Here is an 18,612-nt window from a genome sequence, read left to right as displayed (position 1 = left end):
GCGTCCGCATCGCCCGCGTCCAAGCCGAGACGGAAAGCCCCGCATGTCCGCCACGTTCGCTGCCCCCGCCACCGGCAAGACATCGATCCTGATGGCGGTCTGCCTTGCAGCGCTCGTTCTCCCCCTCAGCTTTTCCGGCGGGGCGGTGGCCACCCCGGCGATCGGCGGCGATCTCGGCGGGAGCCCGACGGCGCTCAACTGGATCACCAACGCCTTCATGCTGACGTTCGGCAGCTCCCTCATGGCGGCGGGCGCCCTCGCCGACCAGTTCGGCCGCCGGCGCCTGTTCATGATGGGCATCATCGTCTTCGCGGTGCTCTCCCTCGGATTGAGCCTGGCGCCGTCCATCCTCATCCTCGACCTGCTTCGTGGCGGACAGGGCTTTGCCGCGGCCGCCGCGCTCGCCGGCGGAACGGCGGCGCTGGCGCAGGAGTTCGAGGGGCACGCGCGGACGCGGGCGTTCAGCTTTCTCGGCACGACATTCGGTGTGGGGCTGGCCTTCGGACCGCTTCTGGCGGGGTTTCTCATCGGGATGTCCGGCTGGCGGGCCATCTTTCTCTCGGGGACGCTGATCGGCGCGCTCTCCGTGCTTCTGACGGCCCGGACGATGCGGGAAAGCCGGGACCCCGACGCCGTTGGCCTCGACTGGCCGGGGGCCGTGACCTTCACGGCAACGCTGACGCTGTTCACCTATGGTGTCATCGAGGCGCCTGAGATGGGCTGGGGCCACCCGCTCGTCCTGTCCGCGCTGCTCGGGGCGGCGGTCATGCTCGCCGCGTTCATTCGTGTGGAGACGAGAGCGGCGCGGCCGATGCTGGACCTCTCCCTTTTTCGATATCCCCGCTTTGTCGGCGTGCAGGTTCTGCCCATCGCCACCTGTTATTGCTACGTGGTCCTTCTGGTCCTGCTGCCCCTGCGCTTCATCGGCATCGGCGGACTTTCCGCGTTCGATGCGGGTCTGCTGCTCATCGCCCTCTCCGCGCCGATGCTGATCGTGCCGCTGGTGGCCTCCCATCTCGTGCGATGGGTGTCGGCGGGTGTCCTGTCCGGCGCGGGTCTGCTTCTGGCCGCGCTCGGACTGTTCTGGCTCGGCCGCATCGATCCCGCCGCCAAGGGCACAGCCGTGATCCTCCCCATGCTGCTCATCGGCATTGGAACCGGCTTCCCCTGGGGGCTCATGGATGGGCTGTCCGTCAGCGTGGTCCCCCGCGAGCGTGCCGGCATGGCCACCGGCATCTTCAGCACCACACGGGTGGCGGGAGAGGGCATCGCATTGGCCATCGGCAACGCCATCCTGGCGGGGCTCACCAAAGCCCGGCTGGCCGCCTTGGTCCCGCCGGGCGACGGGGACGCAGGCGCGGCCGCGCAGCGGCTGGCGATGGGCGATGTCCACGGGGCATCCGAGCTTCTGCCGGGCCTGACGGCACCGCAGCTCCGCGAGAGCTATGCCGTCGCCTTTCAGCATCTGAGCCTCGTGCTCATTGCGGTCACGGCGGTTTCCGCGCTCGTCATTCTCGCGCTGCTCCGCCAGCCGGCGCCGGAGACGGGCGAAGCGGGCGAGGAGGCGTTCGTGGAGAAGTAGGGGGCGGGATTTGCGCTCCGGCGCCCCCTCTCCCACCGCGGGCGATGACGGCCTCGAAAGGGGGCAGCAAAACAAGACGGGCGAAAACGACGCTCCCGCCCTGTCACGCTTCTTGCTTGGCCGTCCTCATGGCCATGAAATTCTACATGACGCCCGGGTCCTGCTCCACGGGCATCCACATCCTGCTCGAGACGCTGGAACTGCCGTTCGAGGCGTGGATCATCAACATCCCCGCCGGCGACCATTTGCGTCCCGACTATCTCAAGATCAACCCGCGCGGCACCATCCCGACCCTGGTGCCGGATGGTGGCGAACCCTTGTGCGACTTCAGGTCCATCGCCTTGTGGCTCGCCCGCACCTATCCGCGCGGCAAGCTCCTGCCGGAGGACCCGGCGCTGGCCGCTCAGGCCGAAGAGCTGATGAATTTCGCCATCGGCCAGCTGCACGGCGAGGGCTTCACCCGCGTGTTCGTGGCCGAGCGCTATGTCGCGCCGGAAGACACAGGACGTCTGAAAGACGACGTGACATCCCACGGCCGGGAGATCGTGACACAGGGGTTCGATGTGGTGGAGCGGCGTCTGCCGGCCGAGGGCTTCGCCGTGGGGGATCGCTTCTCCATCGCCGATGCGGCGCTGTTCTACAACGAATTCTGGGCGGACCGCGTCGGCATCCCCCTGCCGCCCAAGGTGAAGGCCCACTACCAGCGCCTGCGCGCCCGCCCCGTGGTGCGGCAGGTGCTGGCCGAGGAGGGCTACCGGACCTGAGCGGAATCCCGCGGGATATTTGCTCTGTGTCAGCACCACGTCGCGGCCATGCGGTTATCGTTGCGTCATGTTGCCGATTGCCGTTGCTTCTTCCGAGCCCTACCGACAGTCCGCCGAAGCGGTGCTCGCCGTGCTGGGCAGCGATGCTGAGCGCGGCCTTTCCTGCGCCGAGGCGGAGCGGCGGCAGGCGATCTTCGGTCCGAACCTGATCGCCACCGCGCCGCCGGGCGGCGGATGGCGGCGGCTCCTCGACCAGTTCGCCAGCGCTCTCGTTCTCATGCTCATCGCCGCCGGCGCCATCTCGGCCGCCATCTGGCTGCATGAGCGCGGGACGCCGCTGCCCTATGAGGCGCTCGCCATCTTCTCCATCGTGCTCCTCAACGCCGTCATGGGCTATGTGCAGGAAGCGCGGGCGGAGCGCGCCGCGGCGGCGCTGAGGCGGCTTTCGGCTGCCCATGCGCGGGTCATACGCGACGGCGAAACCCTGTCCATCGACGCCGCCGCGCTCGTGCCCGGCGATGTCATCCTCGTGGCGGAAGGCGACACCATTCCGGCCGATGGCCGCCTCCTGCAGGCCACCGCGTTGCAGACGGTGGAGGCGGCGCTCACCGGCGAGAGCGTGCCCACCGCGAAGGACGTGGCGGCGCTGCCGGACGGGGCCGAGCCGGCGGACCGCGCCAATATGGTGTGGAGCGGCACCCATGCGGTCTATGGCCACGGCCGGGCGGTGGTGACGGCGGTCGGCATGCAGTCGCTGATGGGGCGCATCGCCGGCCTCATCGAGAAGGCGCCGCAGGACGAGACGCCCCTCCAGCGGGAACTGGAGCGGGTCGGCCGGGTGCTCGGCGGCGTCGTCCTCGCCATTGCCGGGGCGGTCATCGGCACCATCCTCCTCATGGAGGGCGTGCGCGACCTGCCGCAGGTGTTGAATGTGCTGATCCTCGGCGTCGCACTCGCCGTCGCCGCGGTGCCGGAGGGCCTGCCGGCGGTGGTGACGGCGGTGCTGTCGCTGGGCATGCAGCGCATGGCCCGCAACAAGGCCATCGTGCGCCGCCTCGCCGCCGTGGAGACGCTGGGCTCAGCCACGGTGATCGCCTCCGACAAGACCGGAACGCTGACCCGCAACGAGATGACCGTGCGCCGCGTGGTGACGGCAAGTGGGAGCGTCGCCCTCACCGGCACCGGCTATGCCCCCGACGGCGCGCTGGAATTTCCCGACGCGCTGGCCGACCGGCCGGCGCTGGAGCAGGAGGTCGAGCGCGCGCTCATCGCCGCCGAGCGGGCCAACAACGCCATCCTCCGCCAAGGAGCGGACGGATTTGTGGTGCATGGTGATCCCACGGAAGGCGCGCTCATCGTCGCCGCGCGCAAGGCGGGCCTAAGCGCCCCGGCGCTCGATGCGCGCTTCGCCCGGCTGGGCGAGGTGCCCTTCTCGTCCGAGCGCAAGCTCATGAGCACCCTGCACAGCGACGCGGAACGGCCCTCCCACCTCATCCTCGTCACCAAGGGCGCGCCGGACGTGCTGCTTGCCCACTGCACCGGCGAGCTTCGGGGCGAGGCCGAGGTGCCGCTCGGCGCGGCGCGCCGCGCCGCCATCCTGGCCGCCAATGACGCGCTTGCCGGGGAGGCGCTGCGCACGCTCGGCGTCGCCTATCGGGCTTTGCCGGCCCCTGACCTCGCGGGTGGGGCCGTCACCGCGGAGCACGAGCGCGATCTCGTCTTCATCGGCCTCATCGGCATGATGGACCCGCCCCGGCCCGAGGCGCGGGCGGCGGTGGCGCAGGCGCACGCCGCCGGCATCCGCACCCTCATGATGACCGGCGACCATCCGGCCACCGCCGCCGTCATCGCTCGCGAGTTGGGCATTCCGGTGGACGCCGGGGTCGTGACCGGGGCCCGCATCGCCGCTTTGGACGAGGCCGGGCTGGACCGGGTGGTCGCGCAGGAGTCCGTCTATGCCCGTGTCGATCCCGAGCACAAACTGAGGATCGTCGCGGCCCTTCGGCGGGCCGGCGAGACGGTCGCCGTGACCGGCGACGGGGTGAACGACGCGCCGGCCCTCAAGGCGGCGGACATCGGCATCGCCATGGGCACCACCGGCACGGACGTGTCGAAGGAGGCGGCCGACATGGTGCTGGCGGACGACAACTTCGCCACCATCGTGCGCGCCGTGGCGGAAGGCCGGGCGATCTTCGCCAATATCCGCAAGTTCCTGCGCTACCTGCTGTCGTCCAACATCGGCGAGGTGATGACCATGGTCCTCGGCCTGCTCCTCGCCGGGCGCATCGGCCTTTCGGCCGCGGCCGGGGCGGCCGGCGGCGGCGTGGCGCTACCGCTGCTCGCCACCCAGATTCTCTGGATCAACCTCGTGACAGACGGCGCGCCCGCGCTCGCCCTCGGCATCGATCCGGCCGATCGGGACGTGATGACGCGGCCGCCGCGCCGGAGGGGCGAGGGTGTCATCACCGGCACCATGTGGGCGGGCATCGTTTTCGTTGGCGCGGTGATGGCAGCGGGCACGCTTTTCGTCATCGACCTGTCTCTGCCGGGCGGGCTCGTGGAGGGCCACGGCACGCTGGCCTACGGCCAGACCATGGCCTTCACCACCCTCGTTCTGTTCCAGCTGTTCAATGTCTTCAACGCGCGCTCCGACACCGCGAGCGCCTTCGTGCGGCCCTTCGCCAACCGCTGGCTCCTCGCCGCCGTGGCCGGCTCGTTCCTCCTCCATGCGCTGGTGCTCTATTTGCCTGTGCTGCAGCAGGCCTTCTCGACCGTGCCACTGACTGCGCGCGACTGGCTGCTGTGCGCGGCGGTGGCAAGCTCGGTCGTGTGGACGCGCGAGCTTTGGAAGCTCGCCGCGCGGGCGCTTCGGCGCAGGCGCGTGGCGTGAGCGGCCTGTCGTCGATTTGTCAGATGCCCGTCGTAGACCGGGGCGCCGAAAGTCCCACACAGCCTTTCGACACCCGGCGCTGGCCCTTGTGGCCGGCGCACGGGCGGGCTGTGGGTTGCGAGGAGGCGGAGGCATGGAGAAGACCCTGATCGTCGAGGCGCTCGGCGAGGGCGGGTTGCTGCTCCCGGCGCGGCTGGAGCGCGCGCTCGCCGCCAACGACCGCGCCAAGCTGCGCATGACCGCCTTGCAGGATGCCGCCGCCCGTGCCCGTGCGCCCGCCACGCCTCTTCGCCCGCTGGACGCCGAGGCCCGCGCCGCCGGCCTCATGGGGGACGGGCTCGACGCGGCCATCGCCAGCGCCCGGCTGCTCGACGGGGGTTCCTATCAGGTCAGCGGCGCCGGCCGGCTGACGCAGGCGATCCTCGACGACATCGCCGCCATGGCCGATCCGCTGGAGGCGGCCGGCGACGCGGGTGCGGAAAGCTTCGCTGCCCGGCTTGCCGCCCTGCGCACGGCGTTCGGCGCGGGCACGGAGGACATCCTCTCCGAGGCCGATCTGGTACGCCTGACCAGCGCCCGACGCGGCGGGGCGGACAGCGCGCATCTCCTCGTCATGGATTTGCACAAGGCGCTGAACCGCCTTTCCGCTGCCCTTTCGGCGGAGACGGTGGCGGGCGCGCGGACGCTGGGCATCGCGGAAGAGGACAAGCCGCGCATCGCCGCCTTCATGGCGGGGCTCGGCGAGACGCGGGGGCTGATCTTCGGCCATCCCGGCCTCGACACCACGGCGAGCCGCAGCGGGGCGCGCCTCGTGATCCAGAACGACATCGGCACCACCGATGCCCATGTCATCATCATCGCGGTGGAGGGGCTCGCGGCCACCGTCACCTACACGGACGTGCACCGCTCCCGCGCCAAGTTCTTCATCTCCCTGTTCTCGGATGCGGGGGCCGAGTGGACGCCGCTCGCCGAGCGCACGGCGGCGGGCATCGCGGGGGGCGCGGCCTTCCACCTCGTCACCGGCCGCTTCGTCGCGACCGATGCGGAGGCGCTGGACGGTTTTCTGGCGGCGGTGGGCCGCAACATCGTCTTCCTCATCGACTGGAACAAGGCGCGCAAGGCGCTCCAGACCTTCGTGGACAAGCCTACCGCCATCGCCTTGCTGCGCACCGCCGCGCGCGGCGCCATCGGCCATCGCGGGTTTCTTGAGATGGGCGGGCCGGAACTGGTGTTCGACGCCGTGCGGCGCAGCGCCGAGGGGCGGGTGCCCTATGGCGCGCGGCTGGACCGGGTGCTGGGGCGCGAGGGTGCGGCGCGCTTCCTCGCCGAGGTGCTGCGCCTTGCCAGCGAGGGGCTGACCGCCGGCCGTTCCGCCCGGCTCATCCGCGACGAGGTGCGCGCCGAACTCGCGCGCAGCTTCGGCTCGGTGGAGGAGGAGATGCTGGCCGTGGTGCTGCGCCAGCTCGGCATTGCCCGGATGCTGGCCGGCGAGGTCGCCGGCGTGCTTGATGGCCCGGCCGATCTTTCTGATGTGGCCCGCGATGCGCTCCGCAGCCGCGCCAAGCGGCTGGAGGAGAAGGCCGACCGGCAGATCGTCGGCGCCCGCGAGCGGGCGAGCGGTCCGTTCGGGCAGGGCGGTCGCTTCCTGCCCGTGGCGGATGCCGCCGAGCAGGCGGTGGATGCGTTCGAGGAGGCCGCCTTCCTCGCCAGCGCCGCGCGGCTGAAGCCCGGCGCCGCAGTGCCGCCCCTGCGTGATCTCGCCGCCGGCGCGGTGGTCTGCTGCTCCGATCTCGTGCGGGCGGTGGCCGCCGCCAGCGAGGGCTCGGCCGGCCGGCGGGAGGACGTGACCGACACGCTGGAAGCCATCGACGCCGTGACCGAGGGCGAGCGCCGGGCCGATGCCGCCCATCGCCGGGTGCAGGAAGCGGCCCTGACGCCGGGAGGAAGCGATCCCGCCGATGCCGGGGCGCTGGTCGCGACCCTGGAACTCGCCCGCGCCATCGAGGGCGCCACCGACGAACTGGCCCGCGCCGCCCTCGCGCTGCGCGCCTCGGTGCTGGAGGAGATGGCCCCGTGAAGCACGAAACCTCGCACCCCATCGCCTTCATCGGCCCCGGCGGCACCAAAGCGCCGCTCACCGCCCATGATTTCGGCTCCAAGGCCGCCCAGCTCTGGCGCATGAATGCGCTGGGGCTCGATGTGCCACCGGCTTTCGTGCTCTCCGCTTCCCTGTGCGGCGAACGCCGCGCGGGTGAAGTGCGGCGCCTGCTGGAGGATGGCCTCGCCTTCCTCGAAGCCGCCACCGGCCGGCGCTTCGGCGACCGCCGCCGCCCGCTCCTCGTCTCGGTGCGCTCCGGCGCGGAGAAGTCCATGCCGGGGATGCTGGAGACCGTGCTGGACGTGGGCATGACCGCCGAGACCGCGCGCGGCCTCATGCGCCTTCACGGCAACCCGCGCCTCGCCTTCGACTGCCATCGCCGCTTCATCGAGGGCTGGTGCGAGGTGGTGGCCGGCCTGCCCCGCGCGCCGTTCGAGCAGGTGCAGCGCGATCTCATCGCCGCCGAGCAGGCGTTGAGCGAGCAGGGGCTGGACCCGGAGGCGCTGGAGCGCCTCGCCGCGCGCTATCTGGACCTTGCCCGCGACGGCTACGGCGCGAGCGTGCCCGAAGATCCCCGCGACCAGCTCGCCGAGGCGGTTGAGGCGGTGTTCCGTTCCTGGGCGGCGCCTAAGGCGGTGGAGTATCGCCGACTGAACCATCTGGAGCATCTGGCCGGCACGGCGGTGACGGTGCAGGCCATGGTGTTCGGCAATGCCGGCGTGCGCTCGGGCTCGGGCGTCGCCTTCTCGCGCAATCCGGCGAGCGGGGCGCCGGGCCTCTATGCCGATCTCCTGTTCGACGCGCAGGGCGAGGACGTGGTCTCCGGCCGCCGCCAGCCGGTGGGGCTCGACCGCCTCGGCGCGGTGCTCCCCGATGTCGCCACAGCGCTGGCCGAGGGAGTCGCGGCGCTGGAGCGGCATTATCGCGATGTGCAGGACGTGGAATTCACCTTCGAGGAAGGTCGCCTCTATTTCCTCCAGACCCGCGCCGCCAAGCGCACGCCGCGCGCCGCGCTGAAGATCGCCGTGGACATGGTGGCGGAAGGCGCCATTACCCCGGCAGAGGGGCTGGCGCTGCTGGAGGGCGTGGACCTCTCCGCCGTCGCCGCCACCCGCTTTTCCGGCGCTGCGGAGCCGGTGGCGCACGGCGTCGCCGCCTCGCCCGGCACGGTGAGCGGCCGGGTGGCGTTCGACGAAGAGGGCGCCCGCCGCCTTGCCGGGACGGGCGATCCGGTGATCCTGCTGCGCCCGGATGTGGCGACCGACGACATCGCCGCGCTGGCGCTGGCCGCCGGTATCCTCACCAGCGTCGGCGGGCGCACCGCCCATGCCGCCGTGGTGGCGCGCCAGCTCGGCCGGGCCTGCGTGGTCGGCTGCGCCGCGCTGGTCATCGATCCCGCCGCCCGCCGCGCCCGGCTCGGGGCCGAGACGCTGGGGGAGGGGGACTGGCTCTCCCTCGACGGCGAGGCCGGCAGCGTCTTCATGGGCCGGCGCGCGGTGATGTCGGAAGAGCCGGAGGCGGAGCTTGCCGTGGTCAACGGCTGGCGGGCCGCCGCATCGGCTCCGGCGTGAGGCCTCGGCGCCGATCCATCAGCGGGCCTCCATTCATCAGGGGCCCTCATGGGTTGCAGCTCAAACTCTCATTAGGCTGAATGGATCGCGCGGGGTAGCTTGGGCCCGAATCCGGTCAGGCAGGCACGCGGGGAGCATGAGTACGCACACGGCTTCTTCACAGACGACGGGCACGCAGGCGGTCGCGACCATCCCCACAGCGCGCTATGTGGCGGGGGCGCTGTTCGGGCTGGCGAGCGTCACCATCTGGGCGGGGTGGATGTCCATCACCCGGCTCGGCGTCACCTCGTCCCTCGGCGTCTACGACGTGACCATGCTGCGCTACGCCACCGCCGGCCTCGTGCTGCTGCCGGTGCTGCTGCGCCACGGGCTGGGGCTCGACAAGGCCAAGCCGTGGCAGCTTCTGGTGATGATCGCGGGGGCCGGCGCCCCCTATGCGGTGGTGGCGGGCTTCGGCCTGCGCACCACGCCGGCGGGGGAGGCGGGGGTGCTCATTCCCGGCGTCATGCCCCTGTTCGTGGCGCTGATCTCGGCCGTGGCTTTGCGCGAGCGGTTCAGCGTGCAGCGGAAGGTGGGCTATGCGCTGATTCTGGCGAGCGTGGCGCTCATCGCCGGGGTGGGGGCGGTGGCCACCGGGCTGGGCTCGGGCATCGGCCACCTCCTGTGCATGGCCGGCGCCTTCATGTGGGCCTGCTATGCGGTGGCGCTGCGCAAGAGCGGGCTTGGCGCGCTCCATGCGGTGGCGGTGGTGTCGGTGGGCTCGGCGCTGCTCTATCTGCCGCTGTACGGCCTGCTGCACGGCTTCACCGCGTTCGATGCGCCGCTGCGCGATGTCGTCTTCCAGGCGGTCTATCAGGGCGTCTTCGCCACCGTGATCTCGCTGTTCCTGTTCGCTCGCTCCGTCGCGCTCTTGGGCGCCTCGGCGGGCGCGGCCTTCGGCGCCTGCGTGCCGGTGATGGCCGCGCTCATGGCCATCCCCATCCTCGGCGAGTACCCGTCCGGCACGGACTGGCTGGGCATCTTCGCCGCCACCATCGGGGTGTATCTCGCGAGCGGGGGGCCGCTCCCCCGGCGCGGATAGGCGGCGGAGGAGCGCGTCGCGCGGTCTACTTCGCCGCCTGCTGGCGCACCAGCGGGCAGCCGCCCTCGGCCAGCGGGCGGAACGCCTCGTCGCCGGGAATGGTGCGGATGAGCTTGAGATAGTCCCACGGATACTTCTGCTCGGCCGGCGTCTTCACCTGCAAGAGATAGAGGTCGTGGACCATGCGGCCGTCCTCGCGGATGCGCCCGCCGTGGGAGAAGAAGTCGTCCACCGGCGTCGCCTTCATCTGCGCCGCGACGGTGGCGGTGTCGGTGGTGCCGGCGGCCTTCACCGCTTTCAGGTAATGCAGGATGGCCGAATAGGTGCCGGCCTGGCCCATGGTCGGCATGGCCTTGTGCTTCTCGTAGAAGCGCCTGGACCAGGCGCGGGTCTCGTCGTTCAGGTCCCAGTAGAAGCCCTGGGTGAGGATGAGCCCCTGCGCGGTCTGAAGGCCGATGGCGTGGATGTCGGTGATGTGCAGATAGAGCCCGGCGAGCTTGATGCCCGACTGGGGAATGCCGAACTCGTTGGCCTGCTTGATGGCGTTCACCGTGTCGCTGCCGGCATTGGCGAAGGCGATGAGCTTCGCGCCCGAGCCCTGGCCCTGCAACAGGAAGGAGGAGAAGTCGGCGGTGCCCTGCGGGTGCTTCACGCTGCCCACCACCTTGCCGCCGCCCTGTTCCACCGCCTTCGCCGTGTCGCGCTCCAGCGCCGTACCGAAGGCATAGTCGGCGGTGATGAAGAACCACGGCCCGTCCTTGGCCAGCGAGGCCCCGGTGCCGGCGGCCAGCGCATAGGTGTCGTAGGTCCAGTGGATGCCGGTGGGCGCGCAGGCCTTGCCGGTGAAGTCGGACGAGCCGCCGGTGGAGGCGAGCACCAGCTTGTTCCTGGTGCGGCCGATCTCCTGCACCGCCAGCAGCACGGAGGAGGTGGGGATGTCGGCGATCACGTCCACCCCATCCTCGTCGATCCAGCGGGTGACGATGGCGGAGCCCACGTCCGGCTTGTTCTGGTGGTCGCCGGCGATGATCTCGATGGGGCGGCCCAGCACGCTGCCGCCGAAATCCTCCACCGCCATCTTCGCCGCGATGACCGAGCCGGGTCCGGCCATGTCGGCATAGATGCCGGACTGATCGTTCAGCACGCCGATGCGCAGGGGCTTGGGGTCCGCCGCAAGGGCGGGGAGCGAGAGGAGGGTCGCCGCGAGGGCAGCGAGAGGCAGGGACAGGCGCATGAAAGGGCTCCGCGCGGGATGGGGCAATTCGGGCGCGGAGTATCACCACAAAATCGAGGGGTTCAATCAATTATCGGAAAATGGGGGTGTGTTCTTTAGTTGCACATTTATATGATGTTAATATGGGTCCGATGGGGTTCTCACGAGCCGTCATGGCCGGGCTTGTCCCGGCCATCCACGTGGTGAGGCCGGGCACCCCCTCCGGCCATTCTGCGATCGGCCCGGCGTGGATGCCCGGGACAAGCCCGGGCATGACGGCGGTCTCAGTCGATCCGTCCGACGAACCTCATTCAGAGCCCTCAGGGCTTGAACGCCGCGCAGGCGATGCGGGCGCCGGCGCCGCCGATGGGCTGGGTGATGAAGTCGTCGGGGCTGGCGTGGATCACCAGCGCGAAGCCGCCCGGCTGGCCGAGGCCATCCTTGTCCGTGAGGCCGGTGGTGCTCGACACCTCGGCGTTCACCGAGCCGTCGGCGTTGGCATAGATGTTGGGCAGGTCGCCCTGGTCCGGGCCGTTGGGATTGAGCAGGCCGTGGGCCTTGTCGTGATGGTTCACGTGGCCCTTGGAATCCAGGAACTTGGCGGTGTCGGTGCAGTTGGCGACCTGATGGAAGTGGATGCCGTGCCAGCCGGGCGGCAGCGCGCCGGCGGAGAGCGCGAGGCGCACGATGGTGGCGCGCTCCGTGCCGGTGGCGGTGGCGGAGCCGATGGTCTTGCCTTCGTTGTTGATGATGTCGGCCTTCACCACCTTCGCGGCGGGCACGGCCGCGGGCGCAGCCGCCGGGGCTTGAGCCAGGGCCGGCGCGATGAGCAGCGGGCCGGTGAGGAGCGCGGCGAGAAGGGGAAGGGAGCGCGTTGCCCGAACGGAGTGGGCAGACTTGGTGAACGGACGCATGGACGTTCCTCCTCGGGCCGGACGGCGCGCCGGCCTCCGCGACGAGCCTACATCAACGCTGCGGCGAACTCGACCGGGCCGCAGCCCGGCCCCTCTACGTCTATCGCCACCCCGCCGCGAACGTTCCGAATGTTGATTGGAATTTTTCCAGCAAAGCTCCCGTTTCGGAAGCTGGTGTCACCGAATGGCAAAGCTGGCACCGCCCGCCGTTTGATGTGATGATGCGGCATCCGTCGTTTTCGTGGTGCCGCGTGTGCGGCGATGACTTTCCCGCCTTGGCGGAGACGCTTCCGCAGCGTCTTGCAGGATGCGGCATATCCACCTAGACAGGTCATGATCCCCTGTGACACGCAAGATCATCTGTTTTGATCGAGAATAGTTCAAATATTGAGGCTGCCATGACCACCGCCGAACTCGACCGCTCCCCCGCCCGCGCCGAAAGCCGTGCATCGGCGCTGAAGGCCCTCACCCATGCCGCCCATGAGCGGCTGGACGCGGCCATCATGGCCGGGCGGCCGTTCGAGAGCCGGGAGCGCTATGGGCGCTTCCTCACGGTGCAGTATCTGTTCCATCGCGACATCGCCGCGCTCTATGACAACCCGGCCCTCGGCGCGCTGCTGCCGGATCTGCCCGGCCGCCGCCGGCTCGCCGACATCGCCGCCGATCTCGCCGATCTCGGCCTTCCCGTGCCCGCGCCGGGCGATGCCCCCGCGCTCGGCCCCGATGCCCCGCTGCCGGAGGCGCTCGGCTGGCTCTATGTGGCGGAGGGATCGAACCTCGGCGCCGCCTTCCTGCTGAAGGCCGCCGCCGCCCTCGGCCTCGACGAGCGCTTCGGCGCCCGGCATCTGGCCGCCGCGCCCGAGGGGCGGGGCCTTCACTGGAAGACCTTCGTCGCTGCGCTGGATGCGGTGCCGCTCTCGGCCGGGGAGGAGGCGCGCGCCGCCAAGGGGGCGGAAGCCGCCTTCACGCGGGTCGCCTTCTATGTGGGCACCGCTTTCGGCTGATCCGACTACCGCCAAGCTCTGGACGCCGCCGCCCCGGCCCGCATAGTCTCGCGCCGCTCGCAAGCGGGAGGGGGCCATGGGGGACGGGGTGCTGTCGCGTCGCGCATTCGTTGCGGGGCTCTCGGCGGGGCTTTCGGCTGGAGTGACGGGCGCCACGCAGGCGTCGGCCGCACCGGGCGGGATCGATCCGAAGCGGGTGGCGCGCATCGCCATCCATCCCGCCATCGGCGTGGCGCGGGTGGGCAACAGCAAGGACGCCTTCCATTTCGGTCCCGAGGTGCCCGGCGGCGTGCCCGTTGGTCCCTTCAAGGACGAGGCCGGCGCCATGGCCAAGCAGGCCGCGCGCTTCCGCCTCTATGCCTATGATGCGCAGGGGCGCGTGCTGGGCGAGGTGACGGCGCGCGAGGCGGAGGTGTCCTGGACGCTCACCGTCGCCAATACCAAGGCGCTCTGGTACGGCATCGATATTCCTTTCGACCTGCCCGGCGCCCCCGCCGCCGGCCGCCGCAACGCCAAGGTCGCGGATCGCGCCAGTCTCGCCATCGTTCCCGGGCCGCGCACCGTGACCGGGCCGGGGGCCAAGCCCCAGCGGCTCGATGGCGGCGCCTTTCAGGGCCAGTCGGTCAATCTCGGCGAGGTGATGACCGACGCCGACGGCCGCCTCGTGGTGATGCCCGCCTCCGGCCGCTGCCATCCCGCGCCCGATGCTCCGCCCATGAGCGGCTATGCCGACAATGACGGCTGGGCCGACGACACCGGCGACGGCCCGGTGGATGCCGTGGTGCGCATGGGCGGCAGGGAATTCCGCGCCGATCCCGCCTGGCTCGTCAGCGTCGGCCCCAATTACGCGCCGGCCATCGCGACCAGCCTCGTGACGCTCCACGACGTGGTAGAGGCGACGCTCGTCGCCGCCGGCAAGCGCAAGGCGCCCGCCACCGTGTTCGAGGAGCACGTCTGGCCGATCTTCGCCCGCCTGTCCGATCTGCAATGGGTGAACGCGGGCTTCCTCGCCAAATTCGGCTACGGATCGGCGAAGGATTTCGCCCGCCCCGCCATCCGCGCCCGCCTTGCGGATGCATCCCCGGCCAATGCCGCCTTCCGTGCGGAGATTTTCGCGCTGTTCCGCGACCCCGCCGCGCCCGAGGTGCGGCCGGATCTGGAGCCGCAGCTCTACGGCGACCATCTGGTGCTGCCGCCCGATGTCATCGAGCCGCGCCAGTGGATGACGCTGACGCCGCTGCAATACGCCCATCTGCGCAACTGGGCCGCCGGCCGCTTCACTCCCGGCCGCCCGGCCCGCGCAGGACGGCTGGAGGGGATTGCCCTCGGCGGCCGGCCGGCGGCGCTGGACCGGGCGGCGCTGGAGGCGTGCGTGGGTGGGCCGTTCCATCCGGGGCAGGAATTCCCGTGGATCGCCCGCGTGCCGTGGATCTGGACGGCGGACATGCGCCTCGCCTCCACCGCGCGCTCGGTGGACCTCACCGACTACGGCCCGGACATGACCTCGCCGGAGGCACTGTCCAAGTCCGGCCCGCTCTCCCGCCTCGGCCCCGGCGGCATCACCCAGTGGCTCGGCCTGCCGTGGCAGGCGGACTGGGCGAGCTGCCGCTCGGGCTACCAGTCCTCCATCTCGCCCGTTTTGCCCGCCTTCTTGGCCGGCGCGGGTGCCGAACACGGTCTTGTCGGAGGCCGACTACAAGGTGGTGATGGACACCGCCCGCGCCATCGACGAGCGCCGCGCTGCCTTCGCCCGCCGCCGCGACTGGGAGCGCTTCATCAGCGCGCCGACCCGCCCGCCGGTGCTCGCGGCCATGGCGCAGGACTGGTTCCGCCTCGGCGTCGTCGCCGACCGTCCCGGCCCCCGCGACGGCGCCTTCCCGGCGCGCATGAAGGTGGAGACGCTGGTGGGCTTCGCCCGCGAGCCGGATGTGAGCTACGGCGCCAACACGCTCTATCCGCAGGCGGCGACCTTTCCCCTCGTCGTGGCCAATTCCGACGACAACAGCTTGCGCCTCGTGGATGCCGAGGGCGCGGTGACGGTGATGGCCCTTTCCGCCCCGCTGGAGCGGCCGGAGGGCATGACGCGCAACCTCGACGGCAATCTCTACGTCTCCTGCATGAATGCCGGCTACGTGCGGCGGGTGACGCCCAAGGGCGAGGTCTCCCTGTTCGCGGAGGGCTTCTCCCAGCCCATGGGCATCGCCGCCGACCGGCAGGGCAATCTCTATGTGGCCAACTGGGTGGAGAAGGGCTTCGTTTCCGTCATCACGCCGGACGGGAAGAGCCGCGTGCTGGTGCCGCCGGAGGCGGGGCTCGTCTCGCCCATCGGCATCATCATCGCGCCGGATGGCGCATTGCTGGTGAGCTGGGGCGGCACCTCGGTGGCGCGCATCAATGCGACGACCGGCGAGATCATCAACCTCAACTGGCTCACCGGCTTCCGCAACCCGCGCCAGATGGCCTACGACACCTCCTACCGCCTTTATGTGGCGGACCAGCTGGACAATGGCGTGAGGCGCTTCGACCCCCTCGGTGCGCCCATCCCGCTCATCCTGCGGGGGGCGGAGCTGACCATGCCGTTCGGGCTGGCGTTCAATCTCAAGGGCGATCTCTTCACCTCGCAGACGCGGGGGCGGCTCATCAAGAAGGTGGAGCTGAAGGGCGAGGTGGGCATCGTCTCCGACTTCGCCGACGGTCTGCCCAATCCGGGCGGCCTCGTTTTCATCGGATGACACCCCTGCCCGGGATGATCTGCGATCTGCTCGTGTCGGGCGCCGGCCCGGCCGGTTCCGCCGCCGCCATCGCCGCGGCGGGGCGCGGGCTGCGGGTGGTGCTGCTCCACGATGCGCGCGGAAGCGCATGGCCGGGGGAGAGCCTGCCGCCGGGCATGGCGGGGCTGGTGGATGCCGCCTTCGGCCCGGGACTGCTGGACGAAGACCGTCACCTTCCCGCCTACGGCACCCGCTCCTGCTGGGGTAGCGACGACCTCGTCGAGACGGATTTCCTCGCCAATCCCCTCGGTGGCGGCTGGCTGCTCGACCGCGCCCGCTTCGATGCCGATGCGCGCGCCCGTGCCGAGGCGGCCGGCGCAACTTTGGTGGCGGGGCGGCTGGAGACCATCGCAGCCGCTTCCGATGGCTGGGACATCACGCTGCGGGACGGCCGGCGCCTCGCCGCGCGCTTCGTGCTGGACGCCACCGGGCGGGCTGCCGCCGTCGCGCGGCACATGGGTTCGGGGCGGGAGGCCTTCGACCGTCAGGTGGCGCTGGTGGCGACACTGGCCGATGCCGACCCCTATCGCGGCACGAGCGTGGAGGCGGTGGCGGAGGGCTGGTGGTACACCACGCCGCTGCCCGGCGGCCGGCGCGTCCTTGCCTTCCTCACCGATGCCGACCTTCTCGGGGACGGCGCCGCCGGCTGGGCGCGGCGGCTGTTGGAAACGCTTCACATGCGGCGCCTCGCGGGGGCGGGGACCGGCGCGGCCGTGCCCCGGACCTACCCGGCGGAAACCGCAGCCTTGCGCATCCTCCACGGCCCGCGCTGGTGCGCGGCGGGGGATGCGGCCATGACCTTCGATCCCTTGTCCTCGCAAGGCATCTCCGCCGCCATCCTCATGGGCGCGCGCGCCGGTGCGGGGGTGGCTGCGGCGCTGGCCGGGGATGGCTCGGCCTTCACCGGCTGGGACGAGGACTACCGCACCCTGCAAGGCGAGACAGCCGACCTCGGCCGCCATTACGCCCTGATGGAAACCCGCTGGCGCGACGCGCCCTTCTGGTCCCGGCGCCGCCAGCCCCCGCCGGCCTGAGCCCCCGGACCCGCCCCCCTTTGCGTTTCAGCTTGGCCGTGCTCCATTGCCGAAAAAGGGGAGAACGCCGTGGTTCCTGACGTGACCGTCCTGGTGGTGGGGGCCGGCCCTACCGGGCTGCTGCTCGGTGCCGAGCTGAAGCGGCGGGGCGTGGACAGCCTCATCATCGACGCCCACGACGCGCCGCTGGCCTGGGACCGCGCCACCGTGGTGCATCCGCGCTCCATCGAAGTGTTCGACCACCTTGGCCTCGCCGACGCCCTGCTCGATGCCGGGGTGAAGCAGCGCGTCGCCCGCATCCATGCGGACGGGGCGGTGCTGGGCGAGATCGATCTCGGCCTCGCCGGCAGTCGCTACGGCTACAATCTCGGCATCTCCGAGGAGGTGACGGAGCAGATCCTCACCGATTACCTCGTCCGCCTCGGCGGCGGGGTGACGCGCGGCACCAAGCTCGTGGACCTGGAGTCGCACGGCGACGGCGTCGTCGCCATGCTGGAGAGCGGCGGCGAAACCAAGGTGATCCGCGCCCGCTGGGTGGTGGGCTGCGACGGCCACCGCAGCGCCGTGCGCACCCTCGCCGGCATCGGGCAGGATGGCCATCCCATCGAGGAGCCGTGGGCAGTATTCGACGCCACCCTCACCGACTTCCCCCACGCCTTCGAGGCCAACTACGCCTTTCTGGACGAGATCCCGCTCATCCTCACCGCCTTGCCGGACGAGCGCTGGCGCGCCTATGTGCGGCCGAGCGGCCCCGACAGCGATCTGGTGGCGGACGCGTCGGAAACCCTCGCGCGCTATCTGCCGGCCTCGCGCTTCGTGGATGTCGCCAACCCCGTCCGCTTCCAGTGCTACACGCGGGTGGCGCAGCACTACCGGTCCGGCCGCCTGCTGCTGGCCGGCGATGCCGCCCACACCTGCAGCCCCATCCAGGGGCACGGCATGAACAGCGGCATCCAGGACGCCTTCAACCTCGCCTGGAAGCTGGCTCTGGTGGCGCAGGGCCATTGCGCCGACACGCTGCTCGACAGCTACGAGGCCGAGCGCCGCCCGGTGGCCCAGCGCATCACCGCCTCCGGCGACGAGGCCGACAGCGCCCAGATGCTGAAGGACGCCGCCGACCGGCAGGCGCGCAATGCCATCATCCGCGAGGTGCTCGCCGATCCGCAGACCCGCCACCACGAGGCGGTGGCCGAGGCCGAGCTGGACGTGGACTACGCCGCTTCGCCCATCGTGGCGGGCGATGCGGGTCCGGGACTGGCCCCCGGCCAGCGCCTGCCTGACCGCATCGCGGTGGGCACGGCGGACGGCGCGGCGCAGATGCTGGACGATCTCGTCAACCGCACGGGCCACACCATCCTGCTGCTCGGTGGCGAGCGCGCCAGCGGCGAAACGCTCGCCGGCCTCTACCATGCGCTGGCCGAGCGCTGCGCCGCCCCCCTTTACGGCGCCAGCTTCGCGGCGGCGGTGACGGGCGGCGGGCCGGGGGTCGCCAGCCTTTCCGCCGACGATGCGGCGCGGCTCGGCATCTCCGGTATCACCCTGCTGGTGGTGCGGCCGGATGGCCATGTGGGCCTGAGGGCCGATTCGGGCCACGAGACGGCGCTCACCGCCTATGGGCTGAAGCTGGGCCTGCGGCGGTAATCGCGTTTTCGCCAGATTCCGCCGGCCACTCCCGCCGGCCACATCCCCC

Annotated in this window: 12 protein-coding genes and 1 pseudogene; 11 read left to right on the top strand and 2 right to left on the bottom strand. The window is 71.2% G+C overall.

Annotation, left to right across the window (positions count from 1 at the left end):
• Positions 1-43: 43 nt before the first annotated feature.
• The 6 genes from ACE3QW_RS24440 (at position 44) to ACE3QW_RS24415 (ending at position 9,986) form a co-directional block, all read left to right on the top strand.
• Positions 44-1,582 carry an MFS transporter gene (locus ACE3QW_RS24440; protein ID WP_374254630.1) on the top strand — a complete coding sequence of 513 codons (1,539 nt, stop codon included), beginning with the start codon at positions 44-46 and terminating at the stop codon, positions 1,580-1,582.
• Between the two features lie 134 nt (positions 1,583-1,716).
• Positions 1,717-2,346: a glutathione S-transferase family protein gene (locus ACE3QW_RS24435; RefSeq protein WP_374254726.1), complete on the top strand. Its 630-nt coding sequence runs from the start codon at positions 1,717-1,719 to the stop codon at positions 2,344-2,346.
• A gap of 67 nt (positions 2,347-2,413) precedes the next feature.
• Positions 2,414-5,236: a cation-translocating P-type ATPase gene (locus tag ACE3QW_RS24430; RefSeq protein WP_374254628.1), complete on the top strand. Its 2,823-nt coding sequence runs from the start codon at positions 2,414-2,416 to the stop codon at positions 5,234-5,236.
• 133 nt (positions 5,237-5,369) lie between these two features.
• Positions 5,370-7,313 (top strand): hypothetical protein, encoded by a 1,944-nt coding sequence (locus ACE3QW_RS24425; RefSeq protein ID WP_374254626.1) that lies wholly within the window; start codon positions 5,370-5,372, stop codon positions 7,311-7,313.
• Positions 7,310-8,905 (top strand): PEP/pyruvate-binding domain-containing protein, encoded by a 1,596-nt coding sequence (locus ACE3QW_RS24420; RefSeq protein WP_374254625.1) that lies wholly within the window; start codon positions 7,310-7,312, stop codon positions 8,903-8,905. Before ACE3QW_RS24425 ends, ACE3QW_RS24420 begins: the two co-directional genes overlap by 4 nt.
• A gap of 136 nt (positions 8,906-9,041) precedes the next feature.
• Entirely contained in the window at positions 9,042-9,986 is a 945-nt protein-coding gene (locus tag ACE3QW_RS24415; protein ID WP_374254623.1) for a DMT family transporter, read from the top strand.
• Between the two features lie 25 nt (positions 9,987-10,011).
• On the opposite strand, the gene ACE3QW_RS24410 is transcribed toward ACE3QW_RS24415, so the two are convergent.
• Both ACE3QW_RS24410 and ACE3QW_RS24405 read right to left on the bottom strand, forming a co-directional pair.
• Positions 10,012-11,220 carry an ABC transporter substrate-binding protein gene (locus tag ACE3QW_RS24410; RefSeq protein ID WP_374254621.1) on the bottom strand — a complete coding sequence of 403 codons (1,209 nt, stop codon included), beginning with the start codon at positions 11,218-11,220 and terminating at the stop codon, positions 10,012-10,014.
• Positions 11,221-11,519: 299 nt separating this feature from the next.
• Positions 11,520-12,113: a superoxide dismutase family protein gene (locus ACE3QW_RS24405; protein WP_374254620.1), complete on the bottom strand. Its 594-nt coding sequence runs from the start codon at positions 12,111-12,113 to the stop codon at positions 11,520-11,522.
• 398 nt (positions 12,114-12,511) lie between these two features.
• Between ACE3QW_RS24405 and ACE3QW_RS24400 the strand changes: the two genes are divergently transcribed.
• The 5 genes and pseudogenes from ACE3QW_RS24400 (at position 12,512) to ACE3QW_RS24380 (ending at position 18,563) form a co-directional block, all read left to right on the top strand.
• Positions 12,512-13,117, top strand: coding sequence for a biliverdin-producing heme oxygenase (locus tag ACE3QW_RS24400; protein ID WP_374254618.1), 606 nt, complete (start codon positions 12,512-12,514; stop codon positions 13,115-13,117).
• Positions 13,118-13,193: 76 nt separating this feature from the next.
• Positions 13,194-14,684 (top strand): annotated as a pseudogene (locus ACE3QW_RS24395) (LodA/GoxA family CTQ-dependent oxidase); the annotation flags it as partial.
• A 112-nt stretch (positions 14,685-14,796) separates the two neighbouring features.
• Complete coding sequence (locus ACE3QW_RS24390) at positions 14,797-15,849, top strand: hypothetical protein (RefSeq protein WP_374254729.1); 1,053 nt, start codon at positions 14,797-14,799, stop codon at positions 15,847-15,849.
• A complete protein-coding gene (locus ACE3QW_RS24385; RefSeq protein WP_374254724.1) occupies positions 15,846-16,922 on the top strand; it encodes an NAD(P)/FAD-dependent oxidoreductase in 1,077 nt (358 codons plus the stop codon). The genes ACE3QW_RS24390 and ACE3QW_RS24385 overlap by 4 nt, the downstream gene beginning before the upstream one ends.
• 69 nt (positions 16,923-16,991) lie before the next feature.
• Positions 16,992-18,563: an FAD-dependent monooxygenase gene (locus tag ACE3QW_RS24380; RefSeq protein WP_374254617.1), complete on the top strand. Its 1,572-nt coding sequence runs from the start codon at positions 16,992-16,994 to the stop codon at positions 18,561-18,563.
• Positions 18,564-18,612 lie beyond the last annotated feature (49 nt).

The organism is Xanthobacter sp. (assembly GCF_041911315.1).
Classification (GTDB): domain Bacteria; phylum Pseudomonadota; class Alphaproteobacteria; order Rhizobiales; family Xanthobacteraceae; genus Xanthobacter; species Xanthobacter aminoxidans.
Note: the sequence above shows the minus strand (reverse complement) of the source record. Positions and strands in the feature narration are given on the sequence as shown.

What these genes read in the sequence shown, in the direction of transcription:
- ACE3QW_RS24425 (WP_374254626.1), top strand. Translation starts at nt 5,370, where the DNA reads ATGGAGAAGACCCTGATCGTCGAGGCGCTCGGCGAGGGCGGGTTGCTG.
- ACE3QW_RS24385 (WP_374254724.1), top strand. Translation starts at nt 15,846, where the DNA reads ATGACACCCCTGCCCGGGATGATCTGCGATCTGCTCGTGTCGGGCGCC.
- ACE3QW_RS24435 (WP_374254726.1), top strand. Translation starts at nt 1,717, where the DNA reads ATGAAATTCTACATGACGCCCGGGTCCTGCTCCACGGGCATCCACATC.
- ACE3QW_RS24410 (WP_374254621.1), bottom strand. Translation starts at nt 11,220, where the DNA reads ATGCGCCTGTCCCTGCCTCTCGCTGCCCTCGCGGCGACCCTCCTCTCG.
- ACE3QW_RS24440 (WP_374254630.1), top strand. Translation starts at nt 44, where the DNA reads ATGTCCGCCACGTTCGCTGCCCCCGCCACCGGCAAGACATCGATCCTG.
- ACE3QW_RS24405 (WP_374254620.1), bottom strand. Translation starts at nt 12,113, where the DNA reads ATGCGTCCGTTCACCAAGTCTGCCCACTCCGTTCGGGCAACGCGCTCC.
- ACE3QW_RS24400 (WP_374254618.1), top strand. Translation starts at nt 12,512, where the DNA reads ATGACCACCGCCGAACTCGACCGCTCCCCCGCCCGCGCCGAAAGCCGT.
- ACE3QW_RS24415 (WP_374254623.1), top strand. Translation starts at nt 9,042, where the DNA reads ATGAGTACGCACACGGCTTCTTCACAGACGACGGGCACGCAGGCGGTC.
- ACE3QW_RS24430 (WP_374254628.1), top strand. Translation starts at nt 2,414, where the DNA reads ATGTTGCCGATTGCCGTTGCTTCTTCCGAGCCCTACCGACAGTCCGCC.